Annotated in this window: 20 protein-coding genes and 1 tRNA gene; 14 read left to right on the top strand and 7 right to left on the bottom strand. The window is 65.5% G+C overall.

Going from position 1 to position 19,992, the window contains the following annotated elements:
- Positions 1-46: 46 nt before the first annotated feature.
- Positions 47-1,222: an aspartate kinase gene (locus tag BVU17_14955; protein ID AUG48760.1), complete on the top strand. Its 1,176-nt coding sequence runs from the start codon at positions 47-49 to the stop codon at positions 1,220-1,222.
- Between the two features lie 14 nt (positions 1,223-1,236).
- Here the strand turns inward: BVU17_14955 and BVU17_14950 are convergent, their stop codons facing one another.
- The 3 genes from BVU17_14950 to BVU17_14940 form a co-directional block, all read right to left on the bottom strand.
- Positions 1,237-1,899: a ferredoxin gene (locus tag BVU17_14950; protein AUG48759.1), complete on the bottom strand. Its 663-nt coding sequence runs from the start codon at positions 1,897-1,899 to the stop codon at positions 1,237-1,239.
- An 89-nt stretch (positions 1,900-1,988) separates the two neighbouring features.
- Positions 1,989-2,687 carry a YfcE family phosphodiesterase gene (locus tag BVU17_14945; protein AUG48758.1) on the bottom strand — a complete coding sequence of 233 codons (699 nt, stop codon included), beginning with the start codon at positions 2,685-2,687 and terminating at the stop codon, positions 1,989-1,991.
- Positions 2,688-2,767: 80 nt separating this feature from the next.
- A complete protein-coding gene (locus BVU17_14940; protein ID AUG48757.1) occupies positions 2,768-3,376 on the bottom strand; it encodes an IMP cyclohydrolase in 609 nt (202 codons plus the stop codon).
- Between the two features lie 169 nt (positions 3,377-3,545).
- On the opposite strand from BVU17_14940, the gene BVU17_14935 reads away from it, so the two are divergent.
- A tRNA-Gln gene (locus BVU17_14935) sits at positions 3,546-3,618 on the top strand.
- Positions 3,619-3,741: 123 nt separating this feature from the next.
- Positions 3,742-4,173 (top strand): universal stress protein, encoded by a 432-nt coding sequence (locus BVU17_14930; GenBank protein AUG48756.1) that lies wholly within the window; start codon positions 3,742-3,744, stop codon positions 4,171-4,173.
- A 38-nt stretch (positions 4,174-4,211) separates the two neighbouring features.
- Here BVU17_14930 and BVU17_14925 read toward each other — a convergent pair whose 3' ends face one another.
- Positions 4,212-5,405, bottom strand: a complete 1,194-nt coding sequence (locus BVU17_14925) for an anion permease (protein AUG48755.1) — start codon at positions 5,403-5,405, stop codon at positions 4,212-4,214.
- Positions 5,406-5,610: 205 nt separating this feature from the next.
- On the opposite strand from BVU17_14925, the gene BVU17_14920 reads away from it, so the two are divergent.
- From BVU17_14920 to BVU17_14900, 5 genes are all read left to right on the top strand, one after another.
- Positions 5,611-6,732, top strand: coding sequence for a BMP family ABC transporter substrate-binding protein (locus tag BVU17_14920; GenBank protein ID AUG48754.1), 1,122 nt, complete (start codon positions 5,611-5,613; stop codon positions 6,730-6,732).
- Between the two features lie 173 nt (positions 6,733-6,905).
- Positions 6,906-8,462, top strand: coding sequence for a heme ABC transporter ATP-binding protein (locus tag BVU17_14915; GenBank protein AUG48753.1), 1,557 nt, complete (start codon positions 6,906-6,908; stop codon positions 8,460-8,462).
- Positions 8,459-9,739, top strand: coding sequence for a ribose ABC transporter permease (locus tag BVU17_14910; protein AUG48752.1), 1,281 nt, complete (start codon positions 8,459-8,461; stop codon positions 9,737-9,739). The genes BVU17_14915 and BVU17_14910 overlap by 4 nt, the downstream gene beginning before the upstream one ends.
- Before the next feature lie 10 nt (positions 9,740-9,749).
- Positions 9,750-10,796, top strand: a complete 1,047-nt coding sequence (locus tag BVU17_14905; GenBank protein AUG48751.1) for a ribose ABC transporter permease — start codon at positions 9,750-9,752, stop codon at positions 10,794-10,796.
- A gap of 223 nt (positions 10,797-11,019) precedes the next feature.
- A complete protein-coding gene (locus tag BVU17_14900; protein ID AUG48750.1) occupies positions 11,020-13,695 on the top strand; it encodes a leucine--tRNA ligase in 2,676 nt (891 codons plus the stop codon).
- Here the strand turns inward: BVU17_14900 and BVU17_14895 are convergent, their stop codons facing one another.
- Together BVU17_14895 and BVU17_14890 are read right to left on the bottom strand one after the other, a co-directional pair.
- Entirely contained in the window at positions 13,696-14,139 is a 444-nt protein-coding gene (locus BVU17_14895) for an endonuclease III (protein AUG48749.1), read from the bottom strand.
- A 7-nt stretch (positions 14,140-14,146) separates the two neighbouring features.
- The gene (locus tag BVU17_14890) at positions 14,147-14,437 is read right to left on the bottom strand and encodes a hypothetical protein (GenBank protein ID AUG48748.1); all 291 of its coding nucleotides are present in this window, start codon (positions 14,435-14,437) and stop codon (positions 14,147-14,149) included.
- Between the two features lie 119 nt (positions 14,438-14,556).
- Here BVU17_14890 and BVU17_14885 point away from each other — a divergent pair, with 119 nt between their 5' ends.
- From BVU17_14885 to BVU17_14870, 4 genes are all read left to right on the top strand, one after another.
- The gene (locus BVU17_14885) at positions 14,557-15,162 is read left to right on the top strand and encodes a rhomboid family intramembrane serine protease (protein ID AUG48926.1); all 606 of its coding nucleotides are present in this window, start codon (positions 14,557-14,559) and stop codon (positions 15,160-15,162) included.
- Between the two features lie 98 nt (positions 15,163-15,260).
- The gene (locus BVU17_14880; protein AUG48747.1) at positions 15,261-16,691 is read left to right on the top strand and encodes a competence protein; all 1,431 of its coding nucleotides are present in this window, start codon (positions 15,261-15,263) and stop codon (positions 16,689-16,691) included.
- Complete coding sequence (locus tag BVU17_14875) at positions 16,691-16,969, top strand: hypothetical protein (protein ID AUG48746.1); 279 nt, start codon at positions 16,691-16,693, stop codon at positions 16,967-16,969. Before BVU17_14880 ends, BVU17_14875 begins: the two co-directional genes overlap by 1 nt.
- A 358-nt stretch (positions 16,970-17,327) precedes the next feature.
- Entirely contained in the window at positions 17,328-17,633 is a 306-nt protein-coding gene (locus BVU17_14870) for a hypothetical protein (protein AUG48745.1), read from the top strand.
- Between the two features lie 74 nt (positions 17,634-17,707).
- On the opposite strand, the gene BVU17_14865 is transcribed toward BVU17_14870, so the two are convergent.
- On the bottom strand, positions 17,708-18,445 hold the full coding sequence (locus BVU17_14865) for an exonuclease (protein AUG48744.1): 738 nt from the start codon (positions 18,443-18,445) through the stop codon (positions 17,708-17,710).
- Positions 18,446-18,541: 96 nt separating this feature from the next.
- Between BVU17_14865 and BVU17_14860 the strand changes: the two genes are divergently transcribed.
- Both BVU17_14860 and BVU17_14855 read left to right on the top strand, forming a co-directional pair.
- Positions 18,542-18,811: a hypothetical protein gene (locus BVU17_14860; protein ID AUG48743.1), complete on the top strand. Its 270-nt coding sequence runs from the start codon at positions 18,542-18,544 to the stop codon at positions 18,809-18,811.
- 124 nt (positions 18,812-18,935) lie between these two features.
- Complete coding sequence (locus BVU17_14855; protein ID AUG48925.1) at positions 18,936-19,952, top strand: hypothetical protein; 1,017 nt, start codon at positions 18,936-18,938, stop codon at positions 19,950-19,952.
- The last annotated feature ends 40 nt before the right edge of the window (positions 19,953-19,992 follow it).

The following is a 19,992-nucleotide window of genomic DNA, read 5'->3' as shown; positions in this document are numbered from 1 at the left end:
ATAACGCGAGGGCAATGGTTCACGTACACACGGGCACGGTGGTAGCATGCGCGTAGTCGCCAAGTTCGGTGGGACGAGTCTCGGTAGCGGCGACCGAATCAACCGGGCCGCGGACTCGATTGCCGCTGCCGTCCAGCAGGGCCACGAGGTCGCGGTCGTCGCCTCGGCGATGGGCAACACGACCGACGAGTTGCTCGATGAGATCAACTACGACGCCGACTCCGCGGACCGCGCGGAAATCGTCTCGATGGGCGAACGGACCTCCGTCCGCATGCTCAAGGGCGCGCTCGCAGCCCGGGGCATCGAGGCGGTCTTCCTCGAACCCGGCAGCGAGGACTGGCCGATCATCACCGACGAGTACGGCGAGGTCGACGTCGAGGAGACACAGAAGCGCGCCCACGCGCTGGCCGGCCAGCTCAAGGACGTCGTCCCGGTCATCACCGGCTTCCTCGCACAGGACTACCAAGGCAACGTGACGACGCTTGGCCGTGGCGGCTCCGATACGAGCGCCGTGATGATGGGCGACTACATGGACGCCGACGAAGTCGTCATCGTCACCGACGTCGAGGGCGTCATGACCGGGGACCCACGGGTCGTCGAGGGTGCTCGGAACGTCGGCAAAATATCCGTCGACGAACTCCGTTCGCTGTCGTTCCGCGGAGCCGAGGTGGTCGCGCCGTCGGCGCTGTCGTACAAGAGCGACGACCTCGGTGTTCGCGTCGTCCACTACCAGCACGGCGACCTGCTCTCCGGCGGCACCTCAATAGAAGGCGAGTTCCAGAACCTGATCGACCTGCAGGAACAGCCAATCGCCTGCGTGACCGTCGCCGGTCGCGCTATCCGGAACAGCCCGGGCATCCTCGCGGACCTGTCGGGCGCTATCGCTGACGAGGAGATCAACATCGAGGCCAATTCCTCGGGCATGGACTCGTTGACGTTCTACGTCGACGAAGACGACGCCGAGGAGGCCGAAGCACTGCTGCACGCCCGTATCGTCGACGACGAGACGCTCTCGTCAGTCACTGTCGAGGACGATATCGCCGTCATCCGCGTCACCGGCGGCGACCCCAGCCAGTCGGCGCTGGCTCACCAGGTCGTCGCACCGCTTGCCGACGCGCACATCCATCTCTACGACGTGATTACGTCCGCAACATCGGTCTCCGTGTTCGTTCCGTGGGAGGACCGTGAACAGGCCCTCTCGCTCGTACAGGACGTGTTCTGACCGCTGAATTCTTTTTAATCGGTTGAGGAGGCCTGCTCGAACCGGCTCGCGGGCAGCAACAGTTCGCTCACTTCGGGGAGGTGTTTCAGGTTGTAGACGATCTTCGCGTCGTCAGACACCGGTGCGGCGATACACGACAGGCGAATCCCCTTTTCGGTGAGGTCCGGCGGGAGAATGTGGCTCGCCGGCGACGGCATCTCGCCTTCGACGACTGCCACCGCGCAGTTCGTGCACGCGCCGCCACGGCAGGCAAACGGCCACGCGAAGCCGTTCTTTTCGGCCGCTTCAAGCAGCGTGTCGTTCGGGTCGACGTAGAACCGCCCGAAATCAGTCGACTGCAGGTTCGCGTCGGCGGCTTTCGCGAACAGGTCCTCGTCTTCCAGTGCCCAGCCGTGGTCTTCGAGCACCTCGAAATTGAGAAATTCTACCATCGGGTCGTCCGGTTCCGGCGGGGCCTCCTCGGCCTCGGATTCGGACTCTGACGCCTCGTCGGGCAGGGGGTCTCCGGGCTCGTACCCGTTCTGCAGTCGCTCGTAGGCTGTCTTGACTGCCTGGAACTCGGCCGCCGACCCGCCCTGATCCGGGTGTGCCTCTTTTACCCGCTCGCGGTACGCGTCGACGATCTCCCCGTCGTCGGCGTCCGGCGTGATTCCGAGGACCTCGAATGGAGACGCCACGCAACACAGTAGCGGTCACGGACATAAATCCCCTCCTCCCGCTGCAGTATCTGCAGGCTACCGACGACAGCCGACGTGCTGTTCCCGGGCTACCGGCCCTGTGTCAACCGGAAACCGATTTGCCGCGGCAGGTCAGCGTCGGTAACCGCATCGATAACCGCGCTCGTGTCGTAGGCCACGCGGTGCTCCTCGATAGTCAGGTCCGCGAGGTCAAGCACAGCGTAGGCGGCCCGGTGGTCCCTGTCGCGAGGCTGGCCCACGCTGCCGGGGTTCAGCACGACACCGTCCTCGTACACTTCGTGGTGCTGATGGTGCGTGTGTCCCATCACGAGCACGTCCTCGTCACCCAGCAGGTCCGGCCCGAACTCCTCGGGGTATGTGTAGTGGTCCGGGTCGTCCGGGTGGCCGTGGACGAGCTTCACCCGCTCGTCACACACCAGTCGCTCGTCGGGCAGTGCCGCCAGCCACTCTATCTGCTCGTCGGACAACTGTTCCGTGGCGTGTTCGACGCCGGCCTGGGCCATCCCGTTGAACGCGAACGGCGTCTCGGCGGCGACGGCACGGTCGTGGTTGCCCATCACCGTCGGGACCGCTTCGGTCGGCCAGGGAGCGTCTGCAGGGAGCGCGTCGGTGTGCCCGCGCATCGCGTCGACACAGTCGGCGTGCCAGGGATTGTAACCGACGACATCGCCCGCACAGACTAGCCCGTCAACCGGCGGCATATCTGCAAGCACTGCCGCGAGCGCTATCCGATTCCCATGAATATCAGAGAGTATCCCGAGTTTCATTGTTCGTGTCTACCCCCTGCGGGGTCTTGAGTGTCGGTCCCGGCTCAGCATCTGTGTCCGCTGTGCGTTCGCTGCCATCCTCACTCTCCGTTGTACACTGCCACGTCGAACTCACCCGCCGACCCCGCGACACCGGCCGAACAGACGGCGTGTTCGTACTCGTGGCCGTACACTTCGCGGGCCACCGCGTCCGCGTCGGTGGCGGCCAGGCCGAACGCCGTGGGACTGTTCTCCTCGTAGGTCGCCACCAGCGTCGGTTCGGTGACCTCCTCGACGAGCAGCGCGTCCCGGCGGACGGTCCCGATGACCGCGCCCGGCCCGTCGGCGTTCGTCGTTGGGTCCGCCGCGTCGACACCGACGATACCGGCGACCCGCGGCGTGTCGTAGTCGTCCTTCTCGAAGTCGAGCGACAGGAGCGGTTCAGCAAGGGCGTCCCGCGCTGGATAGCCCAGTTCGAGCTTTTCGGCGATTGGGTCGACGTGGGAGCCGTTGCCGACGACCGCGCCGCGCTCGGTGACCCGGACACCGTTGTAGGAGATGTATGGGTTGTCCGTCTCCGGCGCGTCCGGCGTCGGCTCGACGGTCACTGTCCCGTCGCGCTGGACTGCCTGGCGGTTGGGGAACGAGCGCGAAGAGACGCGGTACGCACCGACTTCGGGACTGACAACGACGAATCGTCCAACGTACATATGCGAGTGTGCACAGCACCCGAAAAAAGCGCTGTCGATGTCTCACTGTCTGGCGTAGGCGTTACGCTGTTGTCTTCCCGATAGTATTGTGCGGGCTGCTGACACGCTTCATGTCCGACCGAATCGCGCAACGCTTACAAAGGGGCACCCGATACTGTAGAGTGCGCACAGTCCATTGGGGTAGAGGCCAATCCTGAAGCCTTCTGGGGGCTTCGACCCTGGTTCGAATCCAGGATGGACTATTTCTGTGGCGAACAACTCGTGAGCGACAGCGTCGTTGTTACTGGACTATTCTCTGGTGGCGACGGAACCAGCAACGCCTCGCTTGCCCCTGGCTACTTGTAGCTCCCTTCCAGAGAGAACATATGACACCGACACACGTCCTCGTCCCGCTGGACGGGTCACCGCTGGCTGACGAGGCGCTGACGTACGCGCTGGAGACGTTTGACTGTCGGATTACAGTCCTGAACGTCGTTGCGCCGCTCGACACGGGAATGAGCGAAGGTGGGATGCTCGAACCGGGCGCGGATCGCCGGGCGGCGGCTGACGAGCGAGCCACGAATCTCGTCGACCGGGCGGCACAGCAGGCCAGCGAGGTCGGCCAGCAGATCGAAACGGCTGTCGAGACAGGTGATCCGGCAGAAACGATTCTGGACTACGTTGAGGCGGTCGACGTGGATCAGGTGGTAATGGGTGGCCACGGTGGAACGCGAAACGAGATCGCCCGGCGGTTGCTCGGAACGGTCGCGACGGCGGTCGTCAGCGAAGCGCCAGTGACAGTGACGGTCGTCCGATAGTCACCGACGCCGACGACTCGGAGACAGCACGCGGCGACTCACGCTTGGCTGCCGAGGACGGCTTCCAGCCCCTGATACACGCCGAAGCCGATCACGACGCTGGTGGCGAGCGTGATGAGCCAGAACCCGACAGTCACGCCTATCTTCCGGCGCGAGACCCCGGCGGAGCCGCCGGCGAGGCCGCCGCCGATGACTCCGGAGATGATGATGTTGTTGAACGAGATGGGGATGCCAAGCGCGATGGCGGCCTGTGCGATGATGAAGCCGGGGACCAGCGCCGCAATGGAGCGGCGGACGCCGAGTTGTGCGTACTCGCGGGAGGTCGCCTGTAGCAGGCGGGGGGCACCCATCCACGCGCCGCCGAGGATACCCACGGAACCGAGCGCCAGCAACACGATCCCGGGGAGGCCGAGTTCGGTACCGTAGAGGTTTTCGAGTGGCCCGGTCGCGAGGCCGACCTGACTGCCGCCACTGGAGAAGGCGACGACGCTGCCGAGAACGACCAGAAACGTCTTGATACCCTTGTCGACGGAGGCCTGTGTCTGCAGGCGGATGTAGTAGAAGCTCCCGGCGGCGACGAGCAGCGTCGCGGCGACGGCGGCGATATCCGTCCCGGTGACCATCGCGGCGAAGCCGGCCAGCGAGCCCTGGTCGGTGCCGGCAGGCGACGGGATGATGCTCAACTGGACGTTGGCGACGATACCGCCGACAACGCCGGCGAGCAACGGGACGCCGACCGTTTCGGGGATGTCGTCCCGACGCAACACAGTCGCGGTGAGATAGGCCAGGCTTCCCGAGACAGGCGGGACGAGCAGCCAGAAGGTGGCGATGCGGCGGTAGGTGTCGAAGACGGGGTCGCCGCCGAGCGAGAGGCCGACGCCGACCATCGCGCCCGTCGTCGCGAACGCCGCCGGAACGGGGTAGCCCGAGTAGATACCGAACGCCATGAACCCAGTCGCGGTCAGCAGGCCGGCGACTGCCGCCAGCGAGGTGATTGCGACGCCGTCGATGAGACCGGCCCCGACTGTTTCCGAGATGCTCCCACCCTGTGTCAGCGCTCCCAGCGCGGCGAGGATGCCGATCAGGAAGGCGGCGCGCATCGTCGAGATGGCGTTTGCACCGATGGCTGGGGCGAACGGCGGTGAGTTGCTGTTCGCACCGAGTGTCCAGGCCGTTACAAGGCCGGTGACTGTCGCGAGGACGACCAGCGCCCAGAAGACGACGGTAGTCACCGCGTGCTGAACTCCGCTTGAGCCTGCCAGTTGTTGCTGTGTGAACGCGACCAGACTGTCATTGCCAGCCGTTCACACCCAGTACATAAAATGTCCGCGGCGTCGACAGCGAACAGTGACCGGCCCGCCTTGCCATGGTTTGTCGCCGATGTGGCTAATGTGCGACACCGAAGTCTTTAACGCCTATCGACACCGCTGGTGGGACATGTCACAGCGAAGACGCACGTTCATCAGTAGTGTTGGTACCGCAACTGCAATCGGGTTAGCCGGCTGCCTTGGCGGCGGCGACGGTGGCGACGGCGGCGACGGCGGAGACGGCGGCGACGGCGGAGACGGCGGAGACGGCGGCGACAGTGGTCCGGCCGCTCGTATCGGAATGGTGTACGCGACAGGCGGACTCGGCGACGGGTCGTTCAACGACCAGGCCCAGACCGGTGCTATTCGGGCAGCAGACGAGCTAAACATCGAATACGACGAGTCGCAGCCGGAAGCGGTACAGGACTTCGGCAGCCTCCAGCAGCAGTACGCACAGTCCTCGAACCCGGACTACGACCTCGTCTGCTGTATCGGCTTCCTGCAGGCGGACGCCCTCACGGAGAACGCCGAACAGTACCCCGAGCAGAACTTCATGATCGTCGACTCCGTCGTCGAATCGGACAACGTCGGCTCGTACGTCTTCGGTGAGCATCAGGGCTCGTTCCTCATTGGGCTGATGGCTGCGAAGCTGACCAGTCAGGACTTCTCGGCTGGCGCCGGCTCCACGCAGAGTGACTCCGCGAGCGTCGGCTTCGTCGGCGGCGTCGAGGGTGACCTCATCGGCCGCTTCGAAGCCGGCTACAAAGCCGGCGTCAAGCACGCAGAGGAGGATGTCGATGTCCAGACAGCCTACGTCGGCGACTTCAACGACCCATCGGGCGGCCAGGAGGCGGCTCTCTCGATGTACAACTCCGGTGCGGATATCGTCTACCACGCGGCCGGTAACACCGGGACTGGCGTGTTCCGTGCGGCCCAGGAGGCCGGGCGCTTCGCAGTCGGCGTCGACCGCGACCAGTCGGTCACGAAAGAGAACTTCAGCGACGTTATCCTCGCGAGCATGGTCAAGCGCGTCGACAACGCGGTGTACACGTCGGTCGAATCGGTCGTCAACGATAACTTCGAGGGCGGCAGTGTGAACACGCTCGGCCTCGAACAGAACGGTGTCGAAGCGGTGTACGGCCAGCAGCTCGGCTCGGAAATCCCACAGAGCGTCAAAGACGAGGTGTCGGAAGTCCGTCAGAGCATCATCGACGGCGACATCAGCGTGCCGACCGACCCCGAAAACGCCTGAGGCGGATCAGTGGCACAGTGTGCCGGTATGCCAGGCTCTGCGACTGACACTGTCCTGAAATAAACCACACCAGTCCGTATGAGTCCTCGCGGTCACACACGCAGTTGCCGCATATTTTTGGCAGACATGTGGAACCGTGAAGTTAAAACACCGGGACGGTAACGGCTCAGAGTATGGAACAGGCCGTCCACCTCGATGGTATTACGAAGCGGTTTCCGGGGGTAGTCGCGAATGACGACGTCGATCTGGCGGTCGAGAAGGGGACGGTTCACGCACTGCTCGGCGAGAACGGTGCGGGAAAAACCACCCTGATGAACGTCCTCTACGGGCTCTACCAGCCCACCGAGGGGACGGTCAACGTGCACGGCGAGACACAGCAGTTCGACTCGCCGCGCGACGCCATCGACGAGGGTGTCGGTATGATCCACCAGCACTTCATGCTGGTCGATCCGATGACCGTCACCGAAAACATCACGCTTGGGAACGAGCCCCGCAAGTGGCTCGGTCTCACGGTCGACAGCGAGCAATCCCGAAAACAGGTCCGTGAACTGTCCGAGCGGTACGGGTTCGACGTGGACCCCGACGCCCGAATCGAAGATGTCGGTGTCGGCGTCCAGCAGCGCGTCGAGATCCTCAAAGCGCTCTATCGCGGCGCGGATGTCTTGATTCTGGACGAACCGACGGCAGTACTCACGCCACAGGAAGTCGAAGATCTCTTTCGCGTGCTCGAAGAGCTGACCGACCAGGGCAAGACGATTATTTTCATCACGCACAAGCTCGGCGAGGCGATGGAGGCTGCCGACGAAATCACTGTGTTGCGCGAGGGGAAAAACGTCGGGACGGTGCCGGCCAACGACATCACTCGGGAAGAACTGGCCGAGATGATGGTCGGTCGAGAGGTGCTGCTGGACCTCGACCGGGACCCTGCCGAGCCGGGCCGGTCTATCCTCGAGGTTTCGGACCTCGTTGTGGAGGACGACCGGGGTGTCCGCGCAGTCGACGGGATTTCGCTTGAGGTCCGGGCCGGCGAGGTGCTCGGTATCGCTGGCGTTGACGGGAACGGCCAGTCGGAACTGGTCGAGGCAATTACCGGGCTCCAGATGCCTGACGAGGGAACGATCACATACGACGACGTCGACCGGACCACCGACAGCCGCCGGGAGCGCATCGAGGCCGGACTGGCCTACATCCCGGAAGACCGACAGGAGCGAGGGCTGGTGATGGACTTCGACCTCGTCGAGAACGGCCTGCTGGGGAGCCAGCACGCCCCTGACTACTCCTCGAACGGTCGCATCGACTGGGACTACACGCGCGACCACGCGGAGGAGATAATCGAAGAGTACGACGTTCGGCCGCCGGATGCCAACGCTCACGCGAAGTCTCTCTCCGGCGGGAACCAGCAGAAGTTCGTCGTCGGCCGGGAGTTCGCCCGGGACCCGCGTCTTGTCGTTGCCTCTCACCCCACGCGCGGCGTGGATGTGGGGTCGATGGAGTTCATCCACGACCAGATCAACGCGCTCCGGGAAGCGGGCCGGGCCGTGTTGCTCATCTCTTCGAACCTCGATGAGGTCCAGTCGCTTTCGGACCGCCTCGCCGTCGTCTACGAGGGCGAGATCGTCGACATCGTCGATCCCGAGCGCGTGACCGAAGAACAGCTCGGACTGCTGATGGCCGGGCAGCAACCTGACGCCGCCCCGACCATTGCGGCGGACGGGGAGGGACACCAATGAGCGATAGCGACCCGTCGCGGAACGGCGACGACCCGCCGACGCCGGATGCGGACGACCGGTGGTCACAGTACCGACAGCAACTCATCAGACTGGGGCAGACCTCTGTCGGCGAGCGTATCCTCATCGCTGTCTCGGCGCTGTTGCTCTCTATCGTCGTCGGAACGGTCATCGTCACCGTCGCGGGACTGCTGGCGACGTGCCGGTCGCCGGTACTTACGTTCGGTTCCACGACGCTGTGTTACGACCCGTTCTACGTGTTCAACCGGCTGTTCCTCGGCGCGCTGGGCGATCCCTTCGCCGGCGGCTGGTCGCCGCTGAACGCGCAGTTCGCGGCGACGCTTCGGGAGACGACGATTCTGGTGTTCACCGGACTCTCGGTTGCATTAGCGTTCCGTGCCGGCATCTTCAACATCGGGACGCAGGGCCAGCTTATCATCGGCGCGCTGGCGGCCGCACTGACGGTGCTCTGGGCTGGTTCGCTAGTCTCCGGAACAATCGCGCTCGTCCTGTTTATTCCGCTCGGCCTGCTCGCCGGCGCAATCGGCGGCGGCCTCTACGGTGCGATACCTGGCGCGCTGAAAGCCTATGCCGACGCAAACGAGGTTATTACGACGATTATGCTCAACTTCGTCGCCGTCCGGGTAACGCTGTATCTCGTCCGGAACCACTTCGCCGACCCGACGAGTCAGGCGACACAGACCCGGACGCTGCCCGTCGAGGGGCAGTTCCCCTCGATCCTGTTCGACCCGCGGACGGACTTCTCCTTGCTCGCGCTGCTGATTGCGCTCGCGTTCGTCGGGGGCGTCTACTACTTGCTCGAACACACGGCCTTCGGATACGACCTGCGAACCGCCGGTATCCAGCCTGCAGCCGCGGAGTACGGCGGTGTCGACTCCGCCCGGACTATCTTGACGTCGCTGACGCTGTCCGGCGCACTCGGCGGTATCGGCGGGGCCGTGTTCGTGATGATGACCCTCGGAAAGTTCCAGACTGGCATTCCGAGCTACGGCTTCGACGGGATCACCGTCTCTATCCTTGCCGGCAACAATCCGATTGGAGCCGTCTTCGCTGCCCTGCTCTTTGGCGTCCTCAAGTCCGGCTCGAACGTGGTGGCCTTCGCGACCGACGTGCCGCCACAGTTGGTCGGCGTCCTCCGGGGGCTTATCATCCTGTTCGTCGCGATGCCGGAGTTCTTCCGTATCATCGGACGGCGGCTCGCAACGCGCGAGCCAGACAGTCCGGCCACCGCGACCGCCGGAGGTGGTGCTGATGACTAACGACAGCACCATGGATCGACTTTCGTCAGCGTCAGGCCGACTGTTCATCGCCGCTGCGGCGTTTCTCACGCTGACTGTCCTCGCCGGGTTCGGCCTCGTGGCACCGGCGTCGACCCCCGGGCAGATATTCTGGGTGCTGGCCTCGAAATCGACGCTGTCATCGACGCTACGGCTCTCGGTCCCAATCGTGCTGGCCGCGCTCGGTGGCATCTTTGCGGAAAAAAGCGGCATCATCAACATCGGGCTCGAAGGGCTGCTCATCATCTCGGCGTTCGCAGCTATCTTCGGGGCCGACGCCACCGGGTCGCTGTGGCTCGGGTTCCTCATCGGCATCGTCGCGTCGACGCTGCTCGCTGGCGTCTTCGCCGTCGTCTGTATCGAGTTCCGCGCGGATCAGATCATCGCCGGTCTGGCCGTCTGGCTCATCGCGCTCGGCCTCGCGCCGTTCGCCTCACAGGTGTTCTACGGCGGGCCAAACACTAGCAACGTCGGGACCTTCGATACGATAACGGTCCCGGGGCTGGCCGACATCCCGTTCTTCGGCGCGCTGTTCGATGCCTCGCCCGCAGTGTATATTATGTTCCTCGCCGTGGCGGCGTCGTGGTACGTGCTGAACCGCACCACCTTCGGCCGCTGGGTCCGGGCCTCCGGCGAGAACCCGAAGGCACTGGACACTGCCGGCGTTGACGTGTCACGCGTCCGCTACGCCGCCGTACTCCTCTCCGGCGTCCTCTCGGGGATGGGCGGGGCCGCGCTGGCCATCAACATCGGCCAGTTCACCGGCAACGGGCCGACGATGGTCAACGGCAAGGGATTCATCGCCATCGTCGCTTATCTGTTCGGCAACTACAACCCGGTCGGTGCGCTGCTGTCGACCACGCTGTTTGCCGGTCTCGACGCCGTCCAGTTGCGCCTCCAGACGGCCGATGTCATCGCTGTCCCCGACTCACTGGTCCAGACGATCCCGTTCGTCGCCGTCATCGTCGTGCTCGCTCTGGTGGGCAAGACTCGCCTGCCCGAAGCCGCGGGTGAGCATTACGAGTCCGGCGAGGAATGAGCTAGAAACAATCTTCTCTGGGCTTATTTCTGCCCGCAACAGTAGCACAAAGTTATGTAATGCGAACAGCCAGGGCAAGAGCGCGCTCTCGCGGGCAATCGGACGCTGCGCGTCCGATGACAGCCGGGGCTTTCTGGCTGTACACAATAGCAGTCCCGTTGGGGCCAGCCCCTTTTCAGAGCCGAACACTGATGTGCGCCGCCGGCACAGGACGAGGTAGCAAATGTCGCGCCGATATGACCACGCTCGGGTTCAGGAGTACTGGCAGCAGGCCTGGGAGCGCGAGGGCGTTTTCGAGTGCCCCGCTGAAGCTGACGACCCGACGTACGTACTGGGGATGTTCCCGTACACGTCCGGCTCGTTGCATATGGGACACATCCGGAACTACGCCATCACGGACGCGTACGCCCGGTACCGGCGGATGGCCGGCGACGACGTACTCCACCCGATGGGGTGGGACGCCTTCGGCCTGCCGGCGGAGAACGCGGCCTACGAACGGAACACGGACCCCGAGTCCTGGACCCGAACGTGTATCGACCAGATGAAAGACGACCTTCGGGAGATGGGCTTTGGCTACGACTGGTCTCGGGAGATCACGACCTGCGACCCCGAATACTACCAGTGGAACCAGTGGCTGTTTACCCAGTTCTACGACGAGGGGCTGGTCGACTACGGCGCGGCGACCGTGAACTGGTGTCCGGACTGCGAGACGGTGCTTGCTGACGCGCAGGTCGAGACGCCGCCGGAAACCGACGAAGGCGAGACGATTGCCGGCACCGGCCACAGCCATACCCACGGTGGTGTCTGCTGGCGTTGCGGGACCGGCGTGGAGCAGCGCGACCTCGACCAGTGGTTTTTCGCCATCACCGACTACGCCGAGGAGCTGTATCACGGGCTGGACGACCTGGAGGGGTGGCCTGACGGCGTCCGGGACAGCCAGCGCAACTGGATCGGCCGACAAGAAGGTGCTCGCGTCGCGTTCTCCATTGACCACGACGACCACGACACCGTCGAGGCGTTCACGACGCGGCTCGATACGGTCTACGGCGCGACGTATCTGGCACTGTCTCCGGGCCACGACCTCGCCCGAGCGCTCGCCGAGGCGGACGAGGCCGTCGCCGAGTACGTGGAATCAGTGGCGACTACGGACGACACCGGGATGAGCGGCGTCGAGACGGACCTCACCGCGACACACCCCTACACCGGCGAGGAACTGCCGGTGTACGTCGCGGCGTACGTGCTGGACGACGTGGGCACGGGCGCGGTTATGGGCGTCCCCGCTCACAACGAACAGGACCACGCCTTCGCCGACGAACACGATCTGCCCGTACAGCGGGCTGTCGAACCGGTCGATGGCAGCGGGACGGACCTGCCACACGCACCGTACACCGGCGACGGGATGCTCACGGGCAGCGGCGAGTACGACGGCCTCGCCAGTTCCGCCGCCCGCGAGCGCCTGTGTGAGCACGAGGCCGCCGAGTCCGCAGTGACCTACCGCCTGCGGGACTGGCTCATCTCCCGGCAGCGCTACTGGGGGACGCCGATTCCAATCGTCCACTGCGACGACTGCGGCCACGTCCCCGTCCCCGAGGAGGACCTGCCGGTGGAACTGCCCGACTACGTCCAGACGACCGGAAATCCCCTCGATGCGGCCGAGGAGTGGAAGCAGACGACCTGTCCGGACTGCGGGGCCGACGCGGTGCGAGAGACAGACACGATGGACACGTTCGTCGACTCCTCGTGGTACTTTTTGAGATACCTGTCTCCACACTTTGAGGACGCCCCCTTCGACCAGCAAACCGCCGACGAGTGGCTCCCGGTCGACGTGTACGTCGGCGGCGAGGAACACGCCGTCCTCCACCTGCTGTACATCCGCTTTTTCGCCCGGGCGCTGTCGGACATCGGCCTGCTGGACCGCGAGGAACCGGTCGAGCGGCTCATCAACCAGGGGACGGTGCTCCACAGCGGCGAGAAGATGTCCAAGTCGAAGGGCAACGACATCGCGCCCCACGAGTACGGGGCCGAGACGACGCGGCTGTTCGTCCTCTCGGCGGCCCACCCCTCGCAGGACTTCGAGTGGACCGTGAAGGACGTCTCGACGGCCTACGACTTCCAGCAGACGCTGTATCGCCTTGTCACGGAATACACCGACCGAACGGAGACACGCACCGAGAGCACCGACCACGACGCGTACTTGGAGCGGGAAATCGACCGGACAATCGCGGCCGTCACCGAGGAGTACGACCGCTTTCGCTTCCATCGTGTCATCGGCGAGATACAGCGGTTCGCACGGCTTCTGGGGCGCTACGCGGGCTACGACCGGCCCTACCAGTTCGCCTACGGCCGCGGCCTGCGGGTGCTCGCTCGTCTGGTTGCTCCGATTGCACCGTTCCTCGCCGAGGAGATGTGGCAACTGCTCGACGAGGACGGCCTCGTCGCCGAGAGCCGGTGGCCGGAACCGCTCCGGGACGTTGACAACTACCGCATCGAGCGGCAGGTCGTTCGGCGGACGCTCGACGACGTGCGCGAAATCACGGAAGTCGTGGACATCGACGAACCGAACGAGATCGAACTCGTCGTCGCCGCCGACTGGAAGTACCGGGCCTACGAGATCGCCCGCGAGTCCGATCCCGACGACGCCATCGTCGGCGAAATCATGGCCGACGAAGACATCAAACAGCACGGTGACGCGGCCGCCGAGTTCGCCGACCGCCTGGCCGACCGCGGCGCGGGACTGGAACCGATTATCGACGGCGAACGCGAACTCAACACGCTCCAGCAGGCCGCGTGGCTGTTCGAAGACGAGTTCGCCTGTGACGTTGTCGTCCGGCGGGCCGACCCCGACGACGACCTCGCGGCCAAGGCACGGCCGAACAAGCCCGCGATTCACATCTCCTGACTACTCGTCTGTGGGCGCGTCGCGGACGGCCTCGTGGGCGTCGGTCACCGCGCCGACCAGCTGTGCCCGCTGCGCGTGGTGTATCAGATGCGAACGACAGTCACAGTCAGAACAGCCGAAAGCGTCGATACGCTCGAACCCCTCGGCCGTCGGGCCGTCGACCCGCCGGGCGACGGCACACTCGACGTCGGCCTCGGTTGTGACGACCCGCTCGACGGTCGTCGCTGCGTCACCGAGCAGATAGTCGATATGCCAGTGCCGGGTGTCGTTGTCGCCGGCGGCGACCGCGCGGTGGCGGTCGATGCGGCCGAAGCCGCCGCTGCCCAGCGCGCTCCCAGTGTAGGCGTACCAGCCCGCCGGGAACGTGAATTCGCCAAGCGCGCCGACCGTAATCGGTCCACGGGCGTCCCGTTGGAGTACCAGCGTGTAGGTTCCGCCGGGCATGGCCCGCTCAGGTCCCGATATCGGGGTCGGCCGCGAGGTCGCCGAAGCCGTCGATGCGGAACTCCCGGGAGTCGGTGCAGTCTTCGCTCTCGGCGGCGAGTTCGCCGACGACCCAGTTGAACCGGCGCTGGAACCCGTCGTAGGGTGCGTCCGCGAGCAGGTCGGTGACGCGGTCGCTCGTCAAGTCCTCGTCGTATTCCTCGGCGAAGTCGGCGATGTTTTCGGCGGCTGCCTGTGCGATGTCGTCGTCGGTCTCGTTTGCGAACGCCGCAGTGAGGGCGTCAGTTAGCTCGGACATACGCGAGGTAACGCCACGCTGCCACGTATGCGTTCTGCAACGGTTCGGGGCGTCCGAGCGTTTCTTGTATCGAGGGCAACAATATCAGCGAGATGAAGCCGCTGCGACAAAGCCCAACCGTGGTCACGCTGGCCGTCATCTGTACTGTGTTCCTCGCACAGCAGGCCGTCGGCGTAGTGGCCGCGCCGCGGAGCCTGTTCGCCCTTTCTCCTCCGCTGCTCAGCCGTCCCTGGACGCTTGTCACCAACGTGTATGCACACGCTGGCCTGCCCCACCTCCTCGCAAACGCCGTCGGGCTGGCGCTCGCTGGCGCTGTCCTCGAACGCCGGACTTCGCCACTCCGGTTTCACGCCTTCTTCGTCTCGACCGGCGCACTCGCCGGAGTTTCACAGGTCTCGATAGCTGGCCTCGTCGGCCCGTTCGTCCCCGGGATGGTCAGTCACGTCTCCGTGCTCGGGGCCAGCGGCGCGGTGTTTGCGCTTTTCGGATACCTGCTCGCCGCCAATCGTCTGACTGACACTGTCATCGGCGGATTCGAACTCGCGCCGCGCGTCCAGCTGGCACTGGCTGGCGTCGTCGCCGCCGCGATCACGATTGCCACCGCGAACCCCGGCGTCGCGCTTATCGCACATTTCACCGGCCTTTTGCTGGGGTTTCTTGCCGGGCGCGTCCACCTGCTGCGGCCGACGGACTCGCCGAAGACACCCGAGGCCGCCAACTACTGAACGGCGTGCTGTTGTTCCGGGTGCACGACGCCACGCACTGTCTCGCGGCATGTAATTGGTAAGTGCTATCAAATAACCCGGGCGCGTAGACAGACGGAATGGTACGGAGTCGCGGGGTTGCGTCAATAGCCGTCGCAGTACTGCTGGTACTTGCCGGGTGTGGCGGGTTCGTGGCGAACGGGATGGACAGCGGCGCGACCCAGCCGACCGCAACCGAGACAGCGACGCCGGACTCCTCCTCGCCGGTCGCAGCGAACGGGACGCTAGAGGTCCATTACATCAACGTCGGCCAGTCGGTGGCGACCCTCTTGATCAGTCCCGACAACGAGACGATGCTCATCGATTCCGGGGACTTCACTGACGACGGTGAGCACGTCTTGCAGTATCTCGACCGACAGGATATTGACCGAATCGACCACTTCGTCGTCTCACACAACGACGCCGACCACATCGGCGGCAACGCGGCCGTCATCAGGCACTATGAGACCGAAAAAAACGGCGTCGGCGCGGTGTATGACCCCGGTATCGCCGCGAGTACGCAGACCTACGAGCGATATCTCGACGCTGTCGAAGCCCACAACGTGACGCTGTACGAGACCCGCGAGGGCGACCGGATTCGGTTCGCTGGCGTCGAGACGACCGTCCTCGGCCCGCCGGAGCCATACCTCGAAAACGGGGACCGAAACGAGAACAGCATCGTCCTCCGGGTCGAGCACGGTGAGACGAGTTTCCTCTTTACCGGCGATGCGGAGGACAAGCAGGAGGCGTATCTCGTCGACACCTACGGAGCAACGCTCAGGGCCACCGTGCTAAAAGCCGGGCACCACGGCAGCGCGTCAAGCACGAGCGGGGCGCTGCTCGACGCCGCCGACCCCCGGACGGTCATCGTGTCGAGCGCCTACGACTCCCAGTACGGCCACCCCAGCAACGAGACGCTCGCGCGGCTCGCAGCGCGGTCGGTGCCGACGTACTGGACCGCCACCCACGGCGACACTGTGGTGACAAGCGGCGGGACCGCCGTGACCGTCAGCACGCAACGGGCCGCACCGACCGACCCGCTGTCGCTGCGTGCCGGCGACCCGATTGCCCCCGGCGCGACCGACCCCGTCTCGGAGCGTGCGACCTACCGCGCCGGCGTGTCGGTCCGGGCCGACACGCCGGTCGTGACTGACGGTGGAACGCCCGCCGAAAACACGAGCGGGGACCTGGTCGTCGACCGGATTCGCGCCGACGCCGCCGGCGACGACCGGGACAACCTCAACGACGAGTACGTCGTGTTCCGGAACGCGGGCGCGGCCCCGCTTTCGATTGGCGGCTGGACGGTCGCCGACGAGTCTGGCCGCACCTACGCCTTCCCCGAGGGGGTCACCCTCGGCCCCGACGAGACTGTTACCCTGCACACCGGCAGCGGCACCGACACGGCTACCGACCTTTACTGGGGGGCCGGGCGGCCGGTATGGAACAACGGCGGCGACACCGTGACCGTGACCGACGCCGACAACGAGACCGTACTCGAACGGAGTTACTAATGGTACCCGATGGAACCTACACCGCCGTCGTCGACCGAATCGAGGATGGAATCGCGACGCTCGAACTGGAGGCCGAGGACGACCTGTACGCCCTCGACATCGAGGCGGCCGAACTGCCGGCCGAGGCGCGGACGGCCGACGCCGTCCTCGAAGTAACCGTCGCCGACGCGGCGCTCGCGGACGTGACCTACGAGGCCGACGAAACCGTCGACCGGGCGAGCGAGGCCCAGCGCCGGTTCGACCGGCTTTCGAAGCGGCCGCCGCGGGACGGGGAGTGAGACGCGCCGTAGGAGGTTGGTAACAATACGTTTAGCGTGTGTAGCTCGTCGTATGTGGAACAGTGACATAGAGACGGCCGACCCACCGCTCGGGAAGTGCCCGGCCTGTGACGTGACGATTCCGGCGGCGAACCTCGTCATCGCCTACGACACGGCCGGCGACTGGCCCCGGATGCTCGCCGAGTGCCCGGACTGTGCGGGCGCCGTGAACCCGGTGTGACACCCGATGACACCGATTGGGACGGTGAATACACGTAGCCGCGCCGACGCGTCCGCTTATATGTGTAGCAACCACCGATTAGGTGCGGTATACTGTTGTTTCGACCGATGATACCGAGGCCAGACAGGGTGAGCGACGGTGGGGTCGTCGAACAGCGATAACCCCTCGCTCCCCCGCCAGAGCGACACCGACAGCCTGGGGGCGACGGACGCCGGCCGATACCTCGATACGCTCGCGTTCGCGGCTCGGGGCGTCTGGACCGTGACGCTCGCCGGCGTCCGTCCGGTCGCGTTCTGGAGCGCGGTAGTGTTGCCGCTTTGCTATCTCCCGTCGCTCTACGGCGTCGGCACGGGCCAGGACACGGGGCTGTTCGTCGAACTCGTCGCCTGGCACGTCGCGGCTATCCTGCTCGGCCACGGACACACGCCCTTCTGGAGCCGATAGCCGACCCAGTCGGGCGTCGGCTCCCCGTTCCACCTGAAACGATGGGGGTATGGTGACGGTTCCCGTCCGCGGTCTCAACCGACGAAAACTTCTTCGTCGAGGCGCTCGGTCGCGGTTTCGGCCAGCGTCTTGAGGTTCACTGTGTCCTCCCGGTTGTACGACACCAGCGTTTCGAGTGCACCGTCACGGCCCTGCTCGTGTTCCCGCCAGAGACGGACCGCGTCCCGGCCCGAGATGTCCGGCCGGTCGCGCTCGATGCCGATGTCCTGCTCGACCTGTTTGAGCCCGCCCGAGAGCCCGATTTTCTTGCAGGTGTACATGAGGTCCAGGTGCGGCCGGTCGAGGTCGACGTCGAAGTTCGCTTCGAGGAAGGGCACGTCGAAGCGCTTGCCGTTGAACGTCACCAGCAGATCCGCGCCGTCGAACGCGGCCCGGAGGTTCTCGGTCGTCAGGTCGTCGCCGGCTATCAGCGTCTCTGTGTCGCCGTCCTGGTGGAGGCTCACCGTCGTCACCTGATTTCGGTCCTGGTCGAGTCCGGTCGTCTCGATGTCGAAGAAACAGGCCCGCTCGCGGAAGGTCTCGTACAGCCGCCAGCGCTCGCTGCTGGGAAACGCCCGGTCGAAGTAGGCCACGTCGGTCTCGGCGACCCGCTCGCGCCCCTCGTCAATGAACTGCTGGATGCGGTCGCCGCGCTGCCCGCCGACGACGGACGGTTCGAACTCGTCCCAGTGGGTGACGCCCCGCTCCCAGATGGACCGCTCGGTCTTCTCCCCGACGCCGTCGGTACCGATGAAACTGTTCTCGACGCGCACGCTCTCGGGTACAGGTTGGGCTGTATGTAAGCCCGTCGGTGACGCCCCCGGGCCGGCGGTCGGTCGCGTCCGACCTACTTCCCACACATCGCGAGGATGCTGTCGTACGCGGACTGGCTCTCGAGCGGGAGCACGACCGTGCTGCCGCAGTTCGAACACGCCGTCCGCGACCGCTCGAACGTCCGCTCGCAGAACGGACAGATGAACCGTGACGCGCCGACGGTGTCGGTTCCGGACATGGTCGTACGCGGCGTCCCGTCCCTGAACGTCTGTCCGCTACGTGCATACGACGGCCATGGTCACGTCACTATTTATATAGCGTTTCTCGGACAGCGAAGCCGAGTCCGGCCGGTACGTCACCGCTGAGTGGCCTGTCTCGCCGCCAGTTTGATTACACGCTCACGTCGACAGTTGGCGTATGGGTATCGGTGACAATTCAGGACAGGGGCCCAGGGCAGGCCGACCACTGCTCGCCCGCCTCGCTGGTAGACTGGGCGCGTCCGGCGACCGCTCGACCGGGACGCCGGCGGTCTGGGGGCCGCTCACGTGGTTTGCCGTCGCCGTCGTCGCCGTGGAACTGGTCGGACTGCAGGGGTATCGCCTCCTCACCGGGCAGGTGTTGACGTTCGTCCAGAACCCGCTGTGGCTGGTCAGACCGCTGGTGTTGCTCGGGGCCGCGCTCGCGACGGAGTCGCTGTACCGTCGCTACGACCGGGCGCTCGCCCGGAGCAACATCGAGGCGCGCGTCGACGACGCCTCGCGGTTCGACGGGCTGGTCGCGGACCGCCTCGTCTGGCTGCTCGTCGGCCTGGGGACCGGCTTCACGCTCGTCGTCGCCGTCGTCATCCTCACCGTGCCACAGCTCTACGCCGCCGGCGGCGCGACGCGGGTGTTTCGCTTCCTCGTCGTGACGCCCTTCGGCTACGTCCCGGTGCTGGCGTCGTTTCTCGCGACCTACGTCGCCGTCGAGGTGCTGTTGCCCCGCCGAATCGCCGCGGCGGACGTGACGCTCGATTACTTAGACCCCGAGCAACTGGGCGGGATGCGACCGGTCGGTGAACTGGTCAAAGTGGCTTACTACTACCTGATGGTCGGGCTCGTCGCCTACGCCGTCGCGACGTACGGGCCGCACATCCTCGGCGGGGCGCTCGGTTACAGCGCGCTGGACGCGCCCGGCCTCGCGGTCAACGCCGCGTTCACGGCCGTCTGGGTCCTGTCGGTCGGCGTCATGGCCTACGGCATCTGCGTCCTCCACCAGCACATGGCCCGACAGAAGCGCGAACTCCTCTACGACCTCGACAGGCGGGCCAGGGACCACGTCGACGCGCCGTGGGACATCCGGTCGTTCGACGCGCTCAGCCCCCCGGCGGAGTACCGCCGGTACCGCAAGCAGGTCGAGTTCGTCACCGGGACCAAGGAGTACCCGGCAACGTTCACGATGTGGACCCAGCTCGTCGTCGGCGTCATGATACCGAAGGCGCTCCAACTTCTGCTGGCGGCCGTCTGAGCCGAGCGAAAGCCCGAAGCCGGGCGGGTCCCCACGGTAG

The sequence above is a fragment of the Haloarcula taiwanensis genome (genome assembly GCA_002844335.1).
GTDB classification, from domain to species: Archaea; Halobacteriota; Halobacteria; order Halobacteriales; family Haloarculaceae; genus Haloarcula; species Haloarcula taiwanensis.
The sequence above is the reverse complement of the archived record's forward strand: the minus strand, read 5'-3'. Positions and strand labels throughout refer to the sequence as shown.